Annotated in this window: 20 protein-coding genes and 1 pseudogene; 20 read left to right on the forward strand and 1 reads right to left on the reverse strand. The window is 71.6% G+C overall.

All coding sequences use genetic code 11. The features are described 5' to 3' along the window. Positions 1-30 precede the first annotated feature (30 nt). The 16 genes from EV190_RS06805 to EV190_RS06880 all read left to right on the forward strand — a co-directional run bounded on the left by EV190_RS06805 (position 31) and on the right by EV190_RS06880 (position 14373). A complete protein-coding gene (locus EV190_RS06805) occupies positions 31-1326 on the forward strand; it encodes an ammonium transporter (RefSeq protein WP_133740604.1) in 1296 nt (431 codons plus the stop codon). 392 nt (positions 1327-1718) lie between these two features. After that, positions 1719-2876: a hypothetical protein gene (locus EV190_RS06810; protein ID WP_243742407.1), complete on the forward strand. Its 1158-nt coding sequence runs from the start codon at positions 1719-1721 to the stop codon at positions 2874-2876. A gap of 149 nt (positions 2877-3025) precedes the next feature. Beyond that, positions 3026-4621, forward strand: a complete 1596-nt coding sequence (gene ffh / locus EV190_RS06815) for a signal recognition particle protein (protein WP_133740606.1) — start codon at positions 3026-3028, stop codon at positions 4619-4621. Positions 4622-4880: 259 nt separating this feature from the next. After that, positions 4881-5318 (forward strand): 30S ribosomal protein S16, encoded by a 438-nt coding sequence (gene rpsP, locus EV190_RS06820; protein WP_133740607.1) that lies wholly within the window; start codon positions 4881-4883, stop codon positions 5316-5318. A 1-nt stretch (position 5319) separates the two neighbouring features. Beyond that, complete coding sequence (locus EV190_RS06825; protein WP_133740608.1) at positions 5320-5562, forward strand: RNA-binding protein; 243 nt, start codon at positions 5320-5322, stop codon at positions 5560-5562. 207 nt (positions 5563-5769) lie between these two features. Continuing rightward, positions 5770-6282, forward strand: a complete 513-nt coding sequence (gene rimM, locus EV190_RS06830) for a ribosome maturation factor RimM (RefSeq protein WP_133740609.1) — start codon at positions 5770-5772, stop codon at positions 6280-6282. A 14-nt stretch (positions 6283-6296) separates the two neighbouring features. Then, the gene (gene trmD / locus EV190_RS06835; protein ID WP_133740610.1) at positions 6297-7082 is read left to right on the forward strand and encodes a tRNA (guanosine(37)-N1)-methyltransferase TrmD; all 786 of its coding nucleotides are present in this window, start codon (positions 6297-6299) and stop codon (positions 7080-7082) included. A 154-nt stretch (positions 7083-7236) separates the two neighbouring features. After that, positions 7237-7596: a 50S ribosomal protein L19 gene (gene rplS, locus EV190_RS06840; RefSeq protein WP_133740611.1), complete on the forward strand. Its 360-nt coding sequence runs from the start codon at positions 7237-7239 to the stop codon at positions 7594-7596. A gap of 54 nt (positions 7597-7650) precedes the next feature. Continuing rightward, positions 7651-8652 (forward strand): signal peptidase I, encoded by a 1002-nt coding sequence (lepB, locus tag EV190_RS06845; protein WP_133740612.1) that lies wholly within the window; start codon positions 7651-7653, stop codon positions 8650-8652. 145 nt (positions 8653-8797) lie between these two features. After that, the gene (locus EV190_RS06850) at positions 8798-9130 is read left to right on the forward strand and encodes a DUF2469 domain-containing protein (RefSeq protein ID WP_133740613.1); all 333 of its coding nucleotides are present in this window, start codon (positions 8798-8800) and stop codon (positions 9128-9130) included. Between the two features lie 86 nt (positions 9131-9216). Then, positions 9217-9558 carry a hypothetical protein gene (locus EV190_RS06855; protein WP_133740614.1) on the forward strand — a complete coding sequence of 114 codons (342 nt, stop codon included), beginning with the start codon at positions 9217-9219 and terminating at the stop codon, positions 9556-9558. Between the two features lie 167 nt (positions 9559-9725). Next, positions 9726-10100, forward strand: coding sequence for a YraN family protein (locus tag EV190_RS06860; RefSeq protein ID WP_133740615.1), 375 nt, complete (start codon positions 9726-9728; stop codon positions 10098-10100). Next, positions 10101-11636: a YifB family Mg chelatase-like AAA ATPase gene (locus tag EV190_RS06865; RefSeq protein ID WP_133740616.1), complete on the forward strand. Its 1536-nt coding sequence runs from the start codon at positions 10101-10103 to the stop codon at positions 11634-11636. It begins immediately after the preceding gene. Beyond that, entirely contained in the window at positions 11633-12814 is a 1182-nt protein-coding gene (gene dprA, locus EV190_RS06870; protein WP_133740617.1) for a DNA-processing protein DprA, read from the forward strand. The genes EV190_RS06865 and dprA overlap by 4 nt, the downstream gene beginning before the upstream one ends. Continuing rightward, positions 12811-13173, forward strand: a complete 363-nt coding sequence (locus EV190_RS06875; protein WP_133740618.1) for a RidA family protein — start codon at positions 12811-12813, stop codon at positions 13171-13173. The genes dprA and EV190_RS06875 overlap by 4 nt, the downstream gene beginning before the upstream one ends. A 285-nt stretch (positions 13174-13458) precedes the next feature. Next, positions 13459-14373: a tyrosine recombinase XerC gene (locus EV190_RS06880; protein WP_133740619.1), complete on the forward strand. Its 915-nt coding sequence runs from the start codon at positions 13459-13461 to the stop codon at positions 14371-14373. A 111-nt stretch (positions 14374-14484) separates the two neighbouring features. Here the strand turns inward: EV190_RS06880 and EV190_RS06885 are convergent. Further along, positions 14485-14916, reverse strand: a pseudogene (locus EV190_RS06885) (peptidoglycan DD-metalloendopeptidase family protein); the annotation flags it as partial. 326 nt (positions 14917-15242) lie between these two features. On the opposite strand from EV190_RS06885, the gene rpsB reads away from it, so the two are divergent. The 4 genes from rpsB to frr all read left to right on the forward strand — a co-directional run bounded on the left by rpsB (position 15243) and on the right by frr (position 18581). Further along, positions 15243-16172 carry a 30S ribosomal protein S2 gene (gene rpsB, locus EV190_RS06890; RefSeq protein WP_133740620.1) on the forward strand — a complete coding sequence of 310 codons (930 nt, stop codon included), beginning with the start codon at positions 15243-15245 and terminating at the stop codon, positions 16170-16172. A gap of 54 nt (positions 16173-16226) precedes the next feature. Next, entirely contained in the window at positions 16227-17063 is an 837-nt protein-coding gene (gene tsf / locus EV190_RS06895; protein WP_133740621.1) for a translation elongation factor Ts, read from the forward strand. A 137-nt stretch (positions 17064-17200) separates the two neighbouring features. Beyond that, positions 17201-17968 (forward strand): UMP kinase, encoded by a 768-nt coding sequence (gene pyrH, locus EV190_RS06900; RefSeq protein WP_133740622.1) that lies wholly within the window; start codon positions 17201-17203, stop codon positions 17966-17968. Between the two features lie 55 nt (positions 17969-18023). Then, positions 18024-18581: a ribosome recycling factor gene (gene frr / locus EV190_RS06905; RefSeq protein ID WP_133740623.1), complete on the forward strand. Its 558-nt coding sequence runs from the start codon at positions 18024-18026 to the stop codon at positions 18579-18581.

Raw genomic sequence — 18581 nt, forward strand, 5'->3', positions numbered from 1 at the left:
TAATCCCCCGTACAAGATCGTGGAGGCGATGTGGAAATCGACAGCGGCAACACCGCATGGGTGCTGACCTGTGCCGCGCTGGTGATGCTCATGACCCCGGGCCTGGCCTTCTTCTACGGAGGCATGTCCCGGGCCAAGAGCGTCCTCAACATGATGCTGATGAGCTTCTCCAGCATCGCGATCGTCAGCGTGCTCTGGGTCGTGGTCGGATACTCCCTGACCTTCGGATCGGGTTCGGGCCCGCTCTCGCCGGTTATCGGGGGCCTCGACACGGTCGGCCTCACCAGCATCCTGTCCGACAGCGACGGCCTCCTGTTCGCCGGTTTCCAGATGATGTTCGCCATCATCACGGTCGCGCTGATCAGCGGCGCCATCGCGGACCGCGCCAAGTTCGGCGCCTGGCTGCTCTTCGTGCCGATCTGGGCGCTGCTCGTCTACTTCCCGGTCGCGCACTGGGTGTGGTCCGCTGACGGCTGGATCTTCAACCTCGGGGTGATCGACTTCGCCGGCGGCACCGCGGTGCACATCAACGCCGGCGCCGCGGCCCTGGCGCTGACCTTCGTGCTGGGCCGCCGCAAGGGCTTCGGCTCCGAGTCCATGCGTCCGCACAACCTGCCGTTCGTCCTGCTGGGCGCCGCGCTCCTGTGGTTCGGCTGGTTCGGCTTCAACGCGGGGTCGGGTCTGGCCGCCGACAACACCGCTGTCCTCGCCTTCGTCAACACCCAGGTCTGCACCGCCGCCGCCACCGCCGCCTGGATGCTGGTCGAGCGCATCCGCTACGGCAAGGTCACCGCCCTCGGCTTCGCCTCCGGCGCCATCGCCGGCCTGGTCGCCGTCACCCCGGCCGCGGCCGCGCTCTCCCCGATCGGTTCCATCGCCCTCGGCCTGATCACCGGCGCCGTCTGCGCCTACGCGATCAGCTGGAAGTTCAAGTTCAAGTACGACGACGCCCTGGACGTGGTGGGCGTCCACCTGGTCGGCGGCATCATCGGCTCCCTGATGATCGGCTTCCTGGCCGTCAACATCGCCGACGGCGTCGGCAACGGGGTCGACGGGCTGCTCTACGGCGGCAGCGTCATGGTCCTGGTCTGGCAGGCCCTCGCGGTGCTCGCGGTGCTCGTCTACTCCTTCGTGGTCAGCTTCGCCATCGGCAAGGTCATCGACCTGATCATGGGCTTCCGCATCCCCGAACACGTCGAGACGAACGGTCTCGACGCCGAACTCCACTCCGAGTCGGCCTACGCCTTCGACGAGCTGGACGAGGAAGAGCTCTCCTCGCCGACGCCTCCGGGCGGGGAGGAGCCCTCAAAGCAGGTGCGGGTCTGACGTCCCCAATGTCGAGGTCGTCCCCCGCACCGTGACGCGATGGGGGCAGGCCGGGCCGGTGAGGTTCTCCTCACCGGCCCGCGCCGTTGTCCCGGGCGGACCGGTCCGCGGCCGGAAACGGCCGTTCGGCCGCTCCCGGACCGGTGGCAGAGAGTTCCACCGGCGGGGTTGGATAGGCTCGGGTCTCGTCCCGGATGTCGGTCGGTTCGCCGGGGTGCCGCCCCGCACGCGGTCCGGTACCGGATGGTCGCGCTGTTCCCGCGTGAGACCCCGAACCGAATCGGGCTCCGGCGCGTCCAAACGCTCAGACGAAACGTCCCCTACATCCCTCAACCCTTTGGCTTGGGCCGGGAGGCACAATGGCGCGGGCACCTCACCTGCCGCGGAGACCAGTGAGAACGACGATCGTCGCCGCTGCCGCGGCCGCATTCACCCTCGGCACCGCTGGGTGCACGATTGACCTCAGCTCCTGGCGGCCCGGAGCCGAGACCGAACAGTCCCCCTCGCCGACCCCGGTCAGCGCGGGACCGGTCCTGGACGCGGCGCTGGCCGCGCTGGAGGAGGCCCCGGCGATCCAGCTCCAGGGCCAGTTCTCCGACCCCGAGGACACCACCGCGGCGGTGGACACCATGGTCACGGTCACCGACTCCGGAGCCACCTCCGGCACCTTCCAGACCGGGTCCGGCGAGGCCCGCTACATCGAGGCCGACCGCAAGCTCTTCGTCGACGCCGACGACGACTACTGGCTGACCACCGGCATCTTCAACCCCGACAGCGACACCTACGCCGACAACTGGGTGCGCACCTCGCCCGAGCAGTTCGGGCTCGACCCCGGCGCCGTGCTGACCCCGGGCAGGCTCGCCGAGAGCCTGCGCGCCCAGGCCCCCGGTGAAGGGGCCCAGGCGGTGGAGGAGAAGCTCGACGGAGCCGTCACCTACCGCGTCGACCTCGCCGGGGGCAAGGTCTGGATCTCCGCGGAGGAGCCGTACCAGCTGATCCGGATGCAGGTCGAAGAGCTCGCCCCGGCCGACGGCGAGGGCGTGGCCAGCAGGATCGACGCCGACTTCGTCGAGGTCGACACCGCCGCCGTCGAGCAGCTCTACGGCGACCTCGCCACGATCGCCGAGGACGAGCTCGGCTCGGCCCGCGACGCGCGGATGGAGGTCGGCTGGGAAGGGGACCTCGGCGGCAACTGCGAGACCGGCGGCGCGTGCACCATGATCGGCACCATCACGGACGTCGGCGGCGCCTCGGAGGGCTCCGTCCGGGTCCGCATGGACAGCGTCTTCAGCAACGACGAGCTCGGCGAGAAGAAGTGCGACAAGACCGGTGAGCTGGAGGCCGGCGGTACGGTCGAACTCTCCTGCTCCGTCGACTTCGGGCTGGCGCCCAGCACCAACCCGCAGACCTACCAGATCTCCTACGAGGCGTTCCTGTCCACCCGGGCCCTCTCGGGGGACGCGAGGGAGGACCTGGTCGGCAAGATCGGGGAGCAGCGCGAGGCCACCCTGTCGGGCGGCGCGGGCGGGGAGGCCGAGGAGGGCAACTGATCCCGGTCCCCGCCGGTTCGGGCCCGGCCCGCCGAGGCGGTCCGGGCGAAGGCGTCCCGGCCGCGCGGCCGGGACGCCGGGCGCCCCGCCGGGCTTCCGGCGGGTAACCTTGTGGATCTAACCCGAGAGACGAAGGACAGGGCTCACCCGTGTTCGAGACGCTTTCCGACCGCCTTACAACGGTCTTCTCCTCGCTGCGCGGCAAAGGCCGTCTCTCCGAGGAGGACATCAACGCGACCGCGCGCGAGATCCGCCTCGCCCTGCTGGAGGCCGACGTCGCGCTTCCGGTCGTGCGCGAGTTCATCGCGCAGATCAAGGAGCGCGCCCGCGGAGAAGAGGTCTCCAAGGCGCTGAACCCGGCGCAGCAGGTCATCAGGATCGTCAACGAGGAGCTCGTCGAGATCCTCGGCGGCGCGACCCGCGAGATCCGGTACGCCAAGAACCCGCCCACGGTCATCATGCTGGCGGGCCTCCAGGGCGCGGGCAAGACCACTCTGGCGGGCAAGCTCGCCAAGTGGCTCGGCGCCCAGCGCAACACCCCGCTGCTGGTGGCGGCCGACCTCCAGCGCCCCAACGCCGTCACCCAGCTCCAGGTCATGGGGCAGCGCGCGGGCGTCCCGGTGTTCGCACCCGAGCCCGGCAACGGCGTCGGCGACCCGATCGAGGTCGCCCGCGGCTCCGTCGAGCACGCGCGGCGCAACAACCACAACGTCGTCATCATCGACACCGCGGGCCGCCTCGGCGTGGACGCGGAGCTGATGCGGCAGGCCGCCGACATCCGCGACGCGGTCACCCCGGACGAGATCCTCTTCGTCGTCGACGCCATGATCGGCCAGGACGCGGTCAACACCGCGCAGGCGTTCCTCGACGGCGTCGGCTACGACGCGGTCGCGCTGACCAAGCTGGACGGCGACGCCCGAGGCGGCGCCGCGCTGTCCATCCGGCACATCACCGGCCGGCCGATCATGTTCGCCTCCACCGGTGAGAAGCTCGAGGACTTCGACCTCTTCCACCCGGACCGGATGGCCTCGCGCATCCTCGACATGGGCGACGTGCTCACCCTGATCGAGCAGGCGCAGCGCACGTTCGAGCAGGAGGAAGTCGAGAAGATGGCCAGCACGCTGGCCTCCGACGACGACTTCACGCTGGACGACTTCCTCGAGCAGATGATGATGGTCCGCAAGCTCGGACCCATCGGCAACCTGCTCGGCATGATGCCCGGCATGGGGCAGATGCGCGACCAGATCAACAACGTCGACGACAAGGACCTGGACCGCGTCGCGGCGGTCATCCGGTCGATGACCCCGGCCGAGCGCGCGAACCCCAAGATCATCAACGGTTCGCGCCGGCTGCGCATCGCCAACGGATCGGGCACCCAGGTCGGCGACGTCAGCGGCCTGGTCACCCGCTTCTTCGACGCCCAGAAGATGCTCCGCCAGATGAAGAGCGGCGGCGGGTTCCCCGGCATGCCGGGCATGCCCGGCATGGGCGGCGGCAAGAAGAAGGCGGTGAAGGCCGCCGGCAAGAAGAAGAACAAGCAGCGCAGCGGCAACCCCATGAAGGCCAGGCAGCAGGAGGCCGAGCGCGTCGCCGAGCGCGAGCGGCGGCGGACCGAGGCCCCGGCCGACGAAGGGGCCCCGAAGCTGCCCCCGGGGTTCGGCGGCGGCGCCCCGCAGCTCCCGCCGGGGCTGGGCGGCGGGAAGATGCCGGACCTGTCCGGGTTCAAACTGCCGAAGAAGCAGTGACCGGGGGCGGGCGGACGCTCCGGGGCGCCTCTCCCACGGCGGTGGGGAGCCCCGGACACGCGCCCGGACCCTCCCGAGCGGGGTGGAACGCGCACCCCGCGTCCAATCGTCTGGCACAATTGGGTGTCGACTAACGGTGCGCGGGGTCAGCCCTCTAACTCACCCCCGCATCCACGTCCCCGCCTTCCCGCGGTGCCGCAACCCCACGCGGCACGTGCGGACAGGGCAATTTCCGCCGTAACCGGGAGAGACCACACCAGTGGCTGTCAAGATCAAGCTCAAGCGCATGGGGAAGATCCGCGCGCCGCAGTACCGGATCGTCATCGCCGACTCGCGCACCAAGCGCGACGGAAAGGCGATCGAGGAGATCGGCAAGTACCACCCGAAGGAGGAGCCGAGCCTCATCGAGGTGAACTCCGAGCGGGCGCAGTACTGGCTGTCCGTGGGCGCCCAGCCCACCGGTCCGGTGCAGCACATCCTCAAGCTCACCGGCGACTGGCAGAAGTTCAAGGGCCTGCCGGCCCGGGGCCCGCTCAAGGTGGCCGAGCCCAAGGACAAGGAAGCTCAGGAGGCCGCTTTCCAGGCCGCCCTGAAGGAACTCGTCCTGCCGGGTGCCGAGGGCAAGGGCAAGTCCAGGAAGGCCGAGAGCAAGCCGGCCGAGACCACCACCGCGGAGAAGTCCGAGGGCGAGGCCTGACGTGTTGGAAGAGGCGCTTGAGCACCTCGTCAAGGGGATCGTCGAGAACCCCGACGACGTCCAAGTGCGGGCCCGCCGGTTCCGCAAGGGCAAGGTGCTCGAAGTCCGGGTCCATCCCGACGACCTCGGGAAGGTGATCGGCCGCAACGGCCGGACCGCCAAGTCGCTGCGAACCGTCATCGGTTCGCTGGCCGGTGGCCGGTACGTTCGCGTCGACCTGTTGGACCTGCACGAAGTGCGCTGACACGCGCTGGGTGACACCGGCTGCCGCCGGTGTCACCGCGGGCGTGCGAACCGCGCGGGTGGGGCGAGTCCCCACCCGCGCGCTCGTATTGGGGCGTGTCCCGCGATGGCCTCGACGCCGGCGCCGCGGAACGCCCGTTCCGTGCGGCGCCGACGTCAAGACCATCGACACAACCACCATCCCCGCGTCAACGTGCAAGGAGAAGATGTGCGTCTCGTCGTCGGCCGGATCGGCCGCGCGCACGGAATCAGGGGCGAGGTCGCGGTGGAGGTGCGCACCGACACCCCCGACGAGCGCTTCACCCCGGGCGCGGTCTTCGAGACCGACCCCCCGAGCGCCGGACCGCTCACGATCAAGGCGGTGCGGCGGCACGCCGACCGGCTGCTGGTGCGCTTCGAGGCGGTCAGGGACCGGACCGCGGCCGAGGGGCTGCGCGGAGCCTCCCTGCTGGTGGACTCGGCGGACCTGGCGCCGGTGGACGACCCCGACGAGTTCCACGACCACGAGCTCATCGGCCTGAGGGTGGAGACCACCGGCGGCGCCGCGGTCGGCACGGTCTCGGACGTCCTGCACCACGCCCAGGACGTGCTCGTGGTCGAAGGCGGGGCCGGGACCGAGGTCCTGGTGCCGTTCGTCCGCCCGATCGTGCCCGTCATCGACACCGAGGCCGGGCGCATCGTGATCGATCCGCCCCCCGGCCTGCTCGAACTCGGCGAATAGCCAGGAACGGTCCCATGCGCATCGACATCATCACGATCTTCCCCGACTACTTCACCCCCCTCGAACTGTCCCTGATCGGCAAGGCCCGCGCGTCCGGCCTGCTCGACGTGCGCCTGCACGACCTGCGGAGCTGGACGCGCGACCGGCACAACACCGTGGACGACACGCCCTACGGGGGCGGTCCCGGAATGGTGATGAAGCCCGAGCCGTGGGGCGAGGCGCTGGACGCGGTCACCGACGGGGCCGCCGGGGCTCCCCGGCTGGTCCTGCCGACCCCCAGCGGGGTGCCCTTCACGCAGCGGGACGCGGTCCGGTGGGCGGGCGAGCCCTGGCTGGTCTTCGCCTGCGGGCGCTACGAGGGCATCGACTCGCGGGTGGCGGTGGACGCGGCCGAGCGGATGCCGGTCGAGGAGGTCAGCATCGGCGACTACGTGCTCAACGGGGGAGAGTCCGCGACGCTGGTGATGGTGGAGGCCGTCTCGCGGCTGCTGCCCGGGGTGCTCGGCAACGCCGAGTCGGTGGCGCAGGACTCGTTCGCGCCGGGGGTGATGGACAACCTGGTCGAGGGTCCGGTGTACACCAAGCCCGCGGTCTGGCGCGGCCGGGAGGTGCCGCCCGTGCTACTCTCCGGGAACCACGGGGCGGTGGACCGCTGGCGGCGCGACGAGGCGCTGCGCAGGACGGCCCGCAACCGACCCGAGCTCCTGGACAGGTTCGGCCCCGACGACCTCGACCGACGCGACCGGGAGGTCGTCGCCGACACTCGGTTACAGGTCGGCCCTGAATCTATGGCAGACTAGACGAGTTGCCCCTGACCGTCGGCGTATGCCGATTCTCCGCGGTCCCGAGGATTCGGGAATCCGGGTTGAGGCAGCCTTTGTTTTGAACCCAGCAGATCCGCCCGCGCGAGCGCACTCCGTCGCCGCGGCGCGCTTTCGATGAGGAACCGCTGAGATGCACACCGCCATTCAGGAGCTTGAGAAGGCCCAGCTGCGCTCCGACGTGCCCGACTTCCGTCCGGGCGACACGCTGAACGTTCACGTTCGGGTCACAGAGGGCAACCGGTCCCGGATCCAGGTCTTCAAGGGTGTGGTGATCCGGCGACAGGGCTCCGGCAGCCGTGAGACCTTCACCATCCGCAAGATCAGCTACGCCGTCGGGGTGGAGCGCACCTTCCCGGTGCACACCCCGGTGATCGAGAAGATCGAGGTCGCCGCCCGCGGCCGCGTCCGCCGCGCCAAGCTGTACTACCTGCGCACCCTGCGCGGCAAGGCCGCCCGCATCCGCGAGCGTCGCGAGCCGGTCAACCGCTAGTACGGAGCGCCTTTACCGGCGGAAGACATCGGGCTCGGATAGGCTTCAGAGCCGATGAGCAAAGACGATCTGCCTTCTCGCCACTCCGAGAACAACGACACCGACGACCAAGCCGCCCGGGATACCCCGGACGGGCCGGTCGGCACCCCTGGCTCCTCCGCGTCCACGCGCGGGGGAGCCGGTGCCGTTTCAGGAGGCGGGAAGGCCAGCACGGGAGAGAGCCCGGACGCCACCATGAGCGCGAAGAAAGAGGAAAACCAGGGTTCCTTCTGGAAGGAACTCCCCATCCTGATCGTGATCGCCCTCGTACTGGCGTTCATCATCAAGACGTGGGTCGTCCAGGCCTTCTACATCCCCTCCAAGTCGATGGAGGACACCCTCCTCATCGGAGACCGGGTCCTGGTCAACAAGATGGTCTACGAGTTCCGCGACGTCGAGCGCGGCGACGTCATCGTCTTCAACGGAGGGGACTCCTGGGACGAGGAGACCACGGTGGTGGTGCAGGAGCCCACCAACCCCGTCTCCCGGCTCTTCACCTGGGTCGGACAGCAGTTCGGCGTCGCCCCGACCGGCAAGGACTACATCAAGCGGGTCATCGGCCTCCCCGGCGACACCGTCGAGTGCTGCGACGAGCAGAACCGGGTCCTGGTCAACGGCGTCCCCCTGGAGGAGGAGGGCTACCTCTACCCCGGCAGCGTGGAGACCCACCAGGAGTTCGGCCCGGTGACGGTCCCCGAGGGGCGGCTGTGGGTGATGGGCGACCACCGCGCGGTCTCCTACGACTCGCGCATGCACCAGGCCGACACCGGGGGCGGCAGCGTCTCCGAGGAGTCGGTGGTCGGCCGCGCCTTCGTCATCGTGTGGCCGCTGGACAGGTTCACCACCCTGCCCGCCCCGGACGTGTTCGACATGCTGGACGACGAGTCCGCCGGTCAGGCGGCGGCCGCCGCGCCGCTGGCCCTGGGCGCGGTCGCGGCGGTCCCCGTCCACCTGGCCGGACGGCGCCTCCTGCGACGCCCGCGCCCGTCCACCGAGCCGGATCATTACCGGGAATAACGGCGGGTAGTTGACACGTACTCCATGATGGTGCTGTGGGGCAGCCCCTGACCCCACCGGGAGTGCCGGGGTTTCGCACCCCGCCGGGTTGGTGAAGGAGGCCGGGCCGCCGTACAGGGAGCGCACGACGAAAGCGAGCTGTGTGATGAGTTCTGAGGACCTGGAGAAGTACGAAGCCGAGATGGAGCTCCAGCTCTATCGCGAGTACCGGGACGTCGTCGGGTTGTTCAGCTACGTGGTGGAGACCGAGCGCCGGTTCTACCTCACCAACCACGTCGACCTGCAGCCGCGATCCACCGACAACGGCGAGATGTACTTCGAGGTCAGGATGCAGGACGCCTGGGTCTGGGACATGTACCGGCCCGCCAGGTTCGTCAAGAACGTCCGGGTGGTGACCTTCAAGGACGTCAACGTCGAGGAGATCACCAAGTCTGACCTGGAGGTCCCCTCGCACGGGAACCCGGCACCGGGGGAGTGAACCGGTCCGGACGGCGTCCCGCGGTCGGAACGCCTCCGCTCGGGTAGCGGGTCGGGGAGACGACCGAACGCGACCCTGGAGCAGACATGGACGACCAGCAGCCCGGCCGGGACGCCGCCCGGACCAACCAGGCCCGGACGGAACCGCTTCCGGCCACCCCCGAATCCGGATCCGGCCAGGAGGCGGTCCGGCGCAACGAGGAGCTCGGCGGCCTGGGCGCCGCGCCGGACCGGCCGGCGCGGTCCCGGGCCGCGGTCCCGGCCGAGGACGCCCCGGCCGACGCGCCCGGTGTCCAGGCGACCCGCGCCCGGTCCACCGAGGACGGGCGGCGGCTCCCGGCCGAGGTCGCCAACGCGGTCCGCGGCCGCCCCGACGGCGAGGTCGACACCCGATCCGGGCAGCCCGCCACCGGTTCGGAAACCCCGTAGGGTCCCCCGTCCGAGTCCGCTGATCCCGACCCCTCCCGGTCCCGAAGCCGGTTGAGACCCCGGAGAGGTCGGGATCAGCGGGCTCGGACGGGGTTGTCCACAGCCGTAGGAAAACCTCGCGGGCGTCCCGTGTCCGTGCCCCACCCTGGACTCCGGAGGTGGTGCGCATGCGCGCGCGAGCACTGTCGGCGGCCCGGCGGCGGGAGTTGGGGCGGCGGGGCGAGGACGTCGCCGCGGCCTATCTGGAGCGGATCGGCATGCGGGTCCTGGAGCGCAACTGGCGCTGCGGGGACGGCGAGATCGACATCGTCGCGGGCTGGGGCCGGACCCTGGTGGTCGTCGAGGTCAAGACGAGGGCGGGCTCCCGGTTCGGCCGCCCGCTGGAGGCGGTGGACGCGCGCAAGCGCGTCAGGCTGCGCGGGCTCGGGCGGCGGTGGGCGCTGGCCCGCGGCCGGACCGGGCGGATCCGGGTCGACGTGCTGGGGGTGCTCGCCCGGCCCGGCGGCCGCTGGTTCGTGCGGCACCAGCGGGGGGTGGCCTAGATGGGGCTCGCGCGCACCCGCTCGGTCTCGCTGCTCGGGGTGGAGGGGCACAGCGTCGAGGTCGAGGCGCATCTCGGCGACGGCACACCCGGGTTGACCATCGTCGGACTGCCCGACGCGGCCCTGCGCGAGGCGCGGGACCGGATCAGGGCCGCCATCGTGAACAGCGGCGAGCACTGGCCCGAGGAGCACATCACCATCAGCCTGTCCCCGGCCAGCCTGCCCAAGCGCGGCAGCGGCTTCGACCTCAGCATCGCCGTCGCGGTGCTCGCCGCCGACGGCGCGATCCCCGTCGAGGGGATCCACGACGCGGTCCTGCTGGCGGAGCTCTCCCTCGACGGACGGGCCCGGCCCATCCGCGGGGTGCTGCCCATGGTGCTCGCCGAGAACGGCCGGGGCCGTGGCACCTTCGTCGTCGCGCGCGGCAACGCCGAGGAGGCCGGTCTCGTCGCGGAGGCCGAGGTCATCGCGGTGGGTTCGCTCGCCGAGCTCGTGGCAAGGCTGCGAGGGATCCCGGACTTCGCGGAGACCGGGCCCGAGGGGGACGAGGCGGCGGACGGACCGCCCGCCGGGGACGGCAGCCCCGGCCCCGACCTCGCCGACGTCCTGGGCCAGCCCGCGGCCCGGAGAGCCGTGGAGATCGCGGCCGCGGGAGGGCACAACCTGTTCCTGCTGGGACCGCCCGGGACCGGCAAGAGCCTGCTCGCCGAACGGCTGCCCACGGTCCTGCCCGCGCTGAACACGGACGAGGCGCTCGAGGTCACCGCCATCCACTCGATCGCGGGCACACTGCCCCGGGGCGAGCCGCTGATCACCCGTCCACCGTTCTGCGACCCCCACCACACCGCCACCCGCGCCGCCATGGTCGGCGGAGGCAGCGGAGCGCTCCGGCCCGGCGCGGTCAGCCTCGCGCACCGGGGACTGCTCTTCATCGACGAGGCCCCGGAGTTCTCCAGGGGCGTCCTGGACTCGCTGCGGCAGCCGTTGGAGAGCGGGGAGGTCGTGGTCGCGCGGGCCGCCGCCACCGCGCGTTTCCCCGCGCGCTTCCTGCTGGTGATGGCGGCCAACCCATGCCCCTGCGGAAAGCCGGGGGCCGCGTGCGTGTGCCCGGCCGCCGCTCGCCGGCGCTACCTCGCCCGGCTCTCGGGACCGCTGATGGACCGGGTCGACCTCAAGATCGAGCTGCAACCGGTGACCCGGACCGAACTCCTGGCCGACCGCGCCTTCGCGGAGTCCTCCGAGGTCGTCGCGGTCCGGGTGGCCGACGCCCGTGCGCGCGCCGCCGCGCGCCTGGCGGACACCCCCTGGACCTGCAACGCGATGGTCCCGGGAGCCGAACTGCGCCGCCGCTTCCCGCTGCCGCCCGACGCGCTGCGGGTGCTGGGCTGCGCCATGGACCGGGGCGAGGTCAGCGCGCGCGGCGCGGACCGCATCATCCGCCTGTCCTGGACCATCGCCGACCTGGGCGGCAGGAGCTCACCGACCCCTGACGACACCGGGTACGCGTTCGCCCTCTGGTCGGGGACCGCGCGATGAGCCCCGACGACTCCGCCACCTCCGAGGACGCCGTGGCCCGTGCGGCGCTGACCGCGGTCGCCGAACCGGGGGACCCCGCGATGGGAGGGCTCCTGGCCGCCCGTTCCCCGGCCGAGGTCTGGTCCGCGCTGCGCGCGGGCGCGCCGCTGGGGGCACCACCCGGATGCCGGGACGAGGCCTTCCGCACCCGGCTGCCGCGGTGGCGGGCCCGTGCCCGGGCGATCGACGCCGACACGCTGCTCACGCTCGCCGGGGAGCACGGCGTCCGCCTCGTGCTGCCCGGCGACCCCGAATGGCCCAGCCAGCTCGACCCGCTGGCCGAGCGCCGCCCCTACGCGCTGTGGGTGCGCGGCGCCCACGATCTGCGCAACGCCTGTCTGCGCTCGGTGTCGATGGTCGGTTCGCGGGCCGCGTCCGGCTACGGGCTGCACGTCGCCGCCGAACTGTCCTACTCGCTCGCCGGACGCGGTTGGAGCGTTGTCTCGGGCGGGGCCTACGGCATCGACGGCGCGGCGCACCGGGGCGCGCTGGCCGGTGGCGCGGCGACCGTGGTGGTTCTGGCCTGCGGCCTCGACATCAGCTATCCGCGCGGCCACGAGCGGCTCTTCGCGGAGGCCGCCGCGCGCGGCGTCCTGGTCAGCGAGTACCCGCCCGGTACGCCCCCGACACGGCGCTCCTTCCTGGTCCGCAACCGCCTCATCGCCGCGCTCACCCCCGGAACGGTGGTGGTGGAGGCGGGCGCGCGCAGCGGAGCGATGAACACCGCCGCGCACGCGAGAGAGCTGTGCAGGGTCCTGATGGCGGTTCCCGGTCCGGTCACCTCCGCGCTGTCCGTGGGCTGCCACCGCCTGCTCCGCGACTGCCAGGCCGTGTGCGTCACCGACGCGTCCGACGTCGTCGAGCAGGTGGGGCCGATCGGCGCGGACCCGGGGGGCGGGGAGGGGGTGCGGCTGGAGGAGGACCTCCTCGACGACACCGCGAAGAGGGTCCTGGCGGCCCTTCCGAGCCGGGGGAGCGCCGGGGTGGCCGGGATCGCCGCGGGAAGCGGGCTGGACCCGGAGTCCGCGCTGCGCCGGCTCGGCCTGCTCGCGGCGGCCGGGTACGCCGAGCGCGCCGGCGCGGGGTGGCGCCGCAGAACCCCCGCGGGGGAGGGCCCCGGGGATAGGGTGCGAGGATGAGCAAGAGCTACAGTCCCGCCGTCGTCGCCGACGGGCCGTTGGTCTTCGTCTCGGGCCAGGTTCCCGAAGCCGCCGACGGCAGCGTCGTTGAGGGGGACGCCACCGCGCAGGCCAGGCAGGTCCTCCACAACATCGAGGAGGCCCTGGCCCCCCACGGGGCGGACCTGCGCCACGTCGTCAAGCTCACCTACTACCTGCGCCACATCGCCGACCTGCCCGCCCTGCGCGCGGTGCTGGCCGAGCGGCTGGTCCACCATCCGCGCCCCGCCGCGACCCTCATCGAGGTCAGCGGCCTGCTGGACTCCCGCTACCTCCTGGAGATCGACGCGGTGGCCACCCTGCCCCAGCGGACGTCCTGACGTCCCGGTCGGCTGCCCGCCCCGGTCGGCGGAAAGCCCGGTGGCCCCACCCGGGGTCCGGGGTCCGTCGGTCGGGTCAGGGGAAGCCCGGCCCGTCCAGGAGCGGTGGGGCCACCGGGTGGTCCCTCCCGGCCACCGGCCGCGCTCCAGGACCACGCGAACGTCACGCGGCTCTGTCGGGCGGGTGTCCCGGCGGGACTCCACCAGGGAGCCGGGAGGCCGGGTTTCGCGCCCGGCGCGGCGCGTAGCCGTTCTTTCCCGGACGGAATCGGGCAAGCTGGCCGCATGGCCGAATCCGAACCAGTCCCGCCCCAGGGCGTGGCCGACGTCCTCGCCGACTTCGAGCGGTACCTGAGCGCCGAGCTCGGGCGGTCCCCGCACACCGTGCGCGCCTACCTGGGAGACGTGCGCGGGCTGATGGAGCACCTCGGCGGCGCGGCCGCGGATCCGGCGGACCTGGACCTGGCGGCGGTGCGCGGCTGGCTCGGTGTCCTGCACGAGGCAGGGGCGAGCCGGGCCACCCTGGCGAGGCGGGTCGCCGCCGCGCGCGTGTTCAGCTCCTATCTGCACCGCACCGGGCGCCTGGCCGTCGACCCGGGACCGCTCGTCTCGGGACCCAGGCAGCACCGCGGCCTGCCCACGGTGCTGGACGAGAAGCAGGCCGCGGACGCGCTCGCCGCGGCGGAGGCCGACGACGGCTCACCCACCGCGCTGCGCCGGCGCGCGGTGCTGGAGGTCCTGTACGGCACCGGTATCCGGGTGGCCGAACTGTGCGGGCTGGACCTGGACGACGTGGACTACGAGCGGCACACGGTGCGGGTGCTCGGAAAGGGCGGCAAGGAGAGGGTCGTGCCCATCGGCCGACCGGCCATCGCGGCGGTGGAGCGCTGGCTGCGGGAAGGCCGCCCCGGGTGGGTCGCGCCCGCCAGCGGCCGCGCGCTGTTCCTCGGTGCGCGCGGCGCCCGGCTGGGGGTGCGCACCGCCCGCCGGGACGTGCGCGAGGGCACGGACGCGGCCGGGGGCGCCAGCCCGCACGGGCTCCGGCACAGCGCGGCCACCCACCTGCTGAACGGCGGCGCGGACCTGCGCAGCGTCCAGGAGATCCTCGGGCACGCCTCGCTGTCCAGCACCCAGATCTACACACACGTGTCCATCGAGCGGTTGACCCGGACCTACAACCAGGCCCATCCCCGGGCCTGACCCGGACCGCCGGTGAGCCGTCCCCGGGGCGCCCGCGGGATCCCCTCCGGTCCCCGGCACCGGCAGCAGCCGCACCGGGCCCCGGCCCAGCAGGGCGAGCGGGTCGAGGTGGTCGCGGCCCCGCAGCAGGCCCCAGTGCAGGCAGGGTCTCGACGCGCAGTGCCGGGGCCGGTCCGCGAGCACGCCCACGGCCTCGCCGGCGCGGACCGGGTCGCCGCTCCGCACCCCGGCCAGCACCGGAAGGTAGGTGGTGCGCAGCGCGCCGTGCACCACGGTCACCACGGGGGTCCCCGCCACCGTCCCGGCGAACCCGACCACCCCGGGGCCCGCGGCCAGCACCTCGTCTCCCGGCTCGGCCGCGAGGTCCACCCCGCGGTGGCCGGGCAGCCACCGCTCGGGCGGAGGGTCGAAGCCGCGGAGGACCTGGGGTGCTCCGCCCAGCGGCCACCCCCACGGTCCTGTGTCGGCGTGGGCGGACGGCCCCCACGGCGTGGTGCAGAAGGCGAGGAGCAGAGCCGCCAGGGTTCGGTGGAGAGTTCTCATGCGCCCAGCCTGACCGGCGTGCCGACGCCGCCGCCGAACGAATCCCCGGCCTGTGGACAAACGCGGCGGAGCCCGGTCGGAGGCCGCCGAACGCTTGACATCGCCCCGTCGACGGGACTAAAGGGCGCGGGCCTCTCCGTCAGGCGGCTAGAATCTTCTGGTGGCTCCTTGTTGAGCCGCTCATCACGCGCGTCCTCGTGCTTCCCCAGGGGAGGACCGGGCTCACGGTCCGCACCACGCCTTCACCGGCCGGTGCGGCGGCCAGGTCAGGGCGTCAGGAACAACCGAGGCGGGCGTCGCCCGCCGCATCAAGGAAAGGCCGAGTCATGGCCACAGTCGTGACGATTCGCCAGCTGCTCGAGAGCGGCGTCCACTTCGGGCACCAGACCCGTCGCTGGAACCCGAAGATGAAGCGCTTCATCTTCACCGAGCGCAACGGCATCTACATCATCGACCTGCAGAAGTCGCTGGCCTACATCGACCGCGCCTTCGAGTTCGTCAAGGAGACGGTCGCCCACGGCGGCACCATCCTCTTCGTCGGCACGAAGAAGCAGGCCCAAGAGGCCATCGACGAGCAGGCCCGCCGCGTCGGCATGCCCTTCGTCAACCAGCGCTGGCTGGGCGGCATGCTCACCAACTTCTCCACCGTGCACAAGCGCCTGCAGCGCCTCAAGGAGCTGGAGGAGATCGACTTCGACGACGTCGCCGCCTCCGGTCTCACCAAGAAGGAGCTGCTCGGCCTGCGCCGTGAGAAGGAGAAGCTGGAGCGCACCCTCGGCGGTATCCGCGACATGGCCCGCGTCCCGAGCGCGGTGTGGATCGTTGACACCAAGAAGGAGCACATCGCGATCAGCGAGGCTCGCAAGCTCAACATCCCCGTCGTGGCGATTCTCGACACCAACTGCGACCCCGACGAGGTCGACTACCCGATCCCGGGCAACGACGACGCGATCCGCAGCGTCAGCCTGCTGACCCGGGTGGTCGCCGACGCCGTCGCCGAGGGCCTGCTGGTCCGCTCCGGTGGCGCCACGGGCGAGGCGAAGGCCGCCGAGGAGCCGCTGGCGGAGTGGGAGCGCGAGCTCCTGGAGGGTAAGAACGAGGCCGCCGAGGCCCCCGCCGCCGAGGAGGCCGCTCCGGCCGCCGCCGAGGAAGCCGCTCCGGTTGCCGAGGCCCCCGTCGCCGAGGAAACCGCTCCGGCCGCCGAGGAGGCCGCTCCGGCCGCCGCCGAAGAGGCCGCCGAGACCAAGGAAGCCTAGGCCTCCTCCTCCGCTTCCCTCCCGATCCACTCCCAGGGGATAGAGAAAACAGATATGGCGAACTACACCGCCGCCGACGTCAAGAAGCTGCGCGACCTCACCGGCGCCGGCATGATGGCGTGCAAGAAGGCCCTCGAGGAGGCCGATGGCGACTTCGACAAGGCTGTCGAGGCGCTGCGCATCAAGGGCGCCAAGGACGTCGGCAAGCGCGCCGAGCGCACCGCCGCCAACGGCCTGGTCACCCTGCTGACGGACGGGGACACCTCCGCCGTCCTGCTGGAGCTCAACTGCGAGACGGACTTCGTCGCCAAGAACGACCGGTTCCAGCAGCTGGCCTCCGACCTCGCCGCCTTCGTCGCCCGGACCGGTCCGGCCGACGTCCCGGCCCTGCTGGCCTCCGAGTACGCCGACGGCAAGACCGTCGCCACGGTCGTCGAGGAGAACAGCGCGGTCATCGGCGAGAAGCTGGAGATCCGCCGCTTCGCCAGGCTCCAGGGCGAGTACGTCGCCAGCTACATGCACAAGTCGGACCCCGACCTGCCCCCGACCCTGGGTGTGCTGGTCGAGCTCGACAAGCCCGACGCCGAGGTCGCCAAGGACCTGGCGCAGCAGATCGCCGCTCTCGCGCCCACGTACGTCAGCAAGGACGACGTGCCCGCCGAGATCGTCGAGAACGAGCGCCGGATCGCCGAGGCCACCGCTCGTGAGGAGGGCAAGCCCGAGCAGGCGCTGCCCAAGATCGTCGAGGGACGCGTCAACGGCTTCTTCAAGGACGTGACGCTGCTCGGCCAGCCGTTCGTCAAGGAGAACAAGAAGACGGTCCAGAAGATCGTCGACGAGGCCGGCGTCGCCGTGCGCGGCTTCGTTCGCTTCAAGGTCGGCCAGGCCTAGAGCTTTGAGATGATGGAGGTGCCGGGGAGGAGTCCCCCCGGCACCTCCGTCGGATCTGGACGGTGCGGGGTCCACTGCGATCCAGGCGGGCCCGCACAGCAGAATCACCCGGGGGAACCAGAAGGGGGCCGATCTCCGTGCCTGACAACGATGGACGGAACGCCGTGGACGGGCCAGCCATGCATGACAGCGGCTGGAAGCGCGTCGTACTGAAACTGTCGGGGGAGGCGTTCGCCGGCGACGACCAGCTCGGGATCTCACCGGACGTCGTCCGCTACGTCGCCGCGGCCATCTCGGAGGCGGTCGCCAAGGGCATCCAGGTCGCCGTGGTCATCGGCGGCGGCAACATGTTCCGCGGCGCCCAGCTGTCCCAGGGCGGCATGGAGCGCAGCCGCGCCGACTACATGGGCATGCTCGGCACCGTCATCAACTGCCTCGCGCTGCAGGACTTCCTGGAGCGGCTGGGCATCGAGACCCGTGTGCAGACCGCCATCAACATGAGCCAGGTCGCCGAGGCGTACATCCCGCGCCGCGCCATCCGGCACCTCGAGAAGGGCCGCGTCGTCATCTTCGGCGCCGGTCTGGGCGCGCCTTTCTTCTCCACCGACACCGCCGCCGCCCAGCGCGCGCTGGAGATCGGTGCGCAGGCCGTCCTCAAGGGCACGCAGGTCGACGGCGTCTACGACTCCGACCCGCGCAAGAACACCACCGCGGTCAAGTTCGACCGCCTCGACTACAACGAAGTGCTCACCCGCGGTCTGAAGGTCATGGACGCCACCGCGGTGAGCCTTTGCATGGACAACGGTCTGCCGATCGTGGTCTTCGACCTCATGGGCAGGGGCAACATCCTCCGCGCCGTGCAGGGCGAGAAGATCGGCACGATCGTGTGCCCCGCGGACGCCTGACAAGGTTCGCGCAGCCTCCACACCACGCCGGCAAAGCGACATACGGGAGCCCGAAATGATCGAAGAGACCCTCCTCGAGGCAGAGGAGAAGATGGAGAAGGCCGTCCTCGTCGCCAAGGAAGACTTCGCCTCGATCCGTACCGGGCGCCCGGGCCCGGCCACCTTCAACCGGCTCGTCGCCGAGTACTACGGCACGATGACCCCCATCAACCAGCTCGCGTCCTTCCAGGTCCCCGAGCCGCGCATGGTGGTCATCTCGCCGTTCGACAAAGGGTCGACGCAGGCCATCGAGAAGGCGATCCGGGAGAGCGACCTCGGCGTGAACCCCGCGAACGACGGCAACGTCATCCGGGTGGTGTTCCCGGACCTGTCGGAGGAGCGCCGCAAGGAGTACGTCAAGGTCGTGCGGACCAAGGCCGAGGACGGCAAGGTCTCCATCCGCAACGTGCGCCGGCACGCCAAGGACACCCTCGACAAGGCCGTCAAGGCCGGTGACATCGGCGAGGACGAAGGCCGTCGCGCGCAGGACGAGCTCGAGGAGCTCACCCACAAGTATGTCGCGGGGATCGACGAGCTGTTGAAGCACAAGGAATCAGAACTTCTCGAGGTCTGA

Origin of the sequence: Actinorugispora endophytica, assembly GCF_004363075.1 — a bacterium.
GTDB lineage: Bacteria > Actinomycetota > Actinomycetes > Streptosporangiales > Streptosporangiaceae > Actinorugispora > Actinorugispora endophytica.

What these genes read in the sequence shown, in the direction of transcription:
- trmD (WP_133740610.1), top strand. Translation starts at nt 6,297, where the DNA reads ATGCGCATCGACATCATCACGATCTTCCCCGACTACTTCACCCCCCTC.
- rplS (WP_133740611.1), top strand. Translation starts at nt 7,237, where the DNA reads ATGCACACCGCCATTCAGGAGCTTGAGAAGGCCCAGCTGCGCTCCGAC.
- lepB (WP_133740612.1), top strand. Translation starts at nt 7,651, where the DNA reads ATGAGCAAAGACGATCTGCCTTCTCGCCACTCCGAGAACAACGACACC.
- EV190_RS06850 (WP_133740613.1), top strand. Translation starts at nt 8,798, where the DNA reads ATGAGTTCTGAGGACCTGGAGAAGTACGAAGCCGAGATGGAGCTCCAG.
- EV190_RS06855 (WP_133740614.1), top strand. Translation starts at nt 9,217, where the DNA reads ATGGACGACCAGCAGCCCGGCCGGGACGCCGCCCGGACCAACCAGGCC.
- EV190_RS06860 (WP_133740615.1), top strand. Translation starts at nt 9,726, where the DNA reads ATGCGCGCGCGAGCACTGTCGGCGGCCCGGCGGCGGGAGTTGGGGCGG.
- EV190_RS06865 (WP_133740616.1), top strand. Translation starts at nt 10,101, where the DNA reads ATGGGGCTCGCGCGCACCCGCTCGGTCTCGCTGCTCGGGGTGGAGGGG.
- dprA (WP_133740617.1), top strand. Translation starts at nt 11,633, where the DNA reads ATGAGCCCCGACGACTCCGCCACCTCCGAGGACGCCGTGGCCCGTGCG.
- EV190_RS06875 (WP_133740618.1), top strand. Translation starts at nt 12,811, where the DNA reads ATGAGCAAGAGCTACAGTCCCGCCGTCGTCGCCGACGGGCCGTTGGTC.
- EV190_RS06880 (WP_133740619.1), top strand. Translation starts at nt 13,459, where the DNA reads ATGGCCGAATCCGAACCAGTCCCGCCCCAGGGCGTGGCCGACGTCCTC.
- rpsB (WP_133740620.1), top strand. Translation starts at nt 15,243, where the DNA reads ATGGCCACAGTCGTGACGATTCGCCAGCTGCTCGAGAGCGGCGTCCAC.
- tsf (WP_133740621.1), top strand. Translation starts at nt 16,227, where the DNA reads ATGGCGAACTACACCGCCGCCGACGTCAAGAAGCTGCGCGACCTCACC.
- frr (WP_133740623.1), top strand. Translation starts at nt 18,024, where the DNA reads ATGATCGAAGAGACCCTCCTCGAGGCAGAGGAGAAGATGGAGAAGGCC.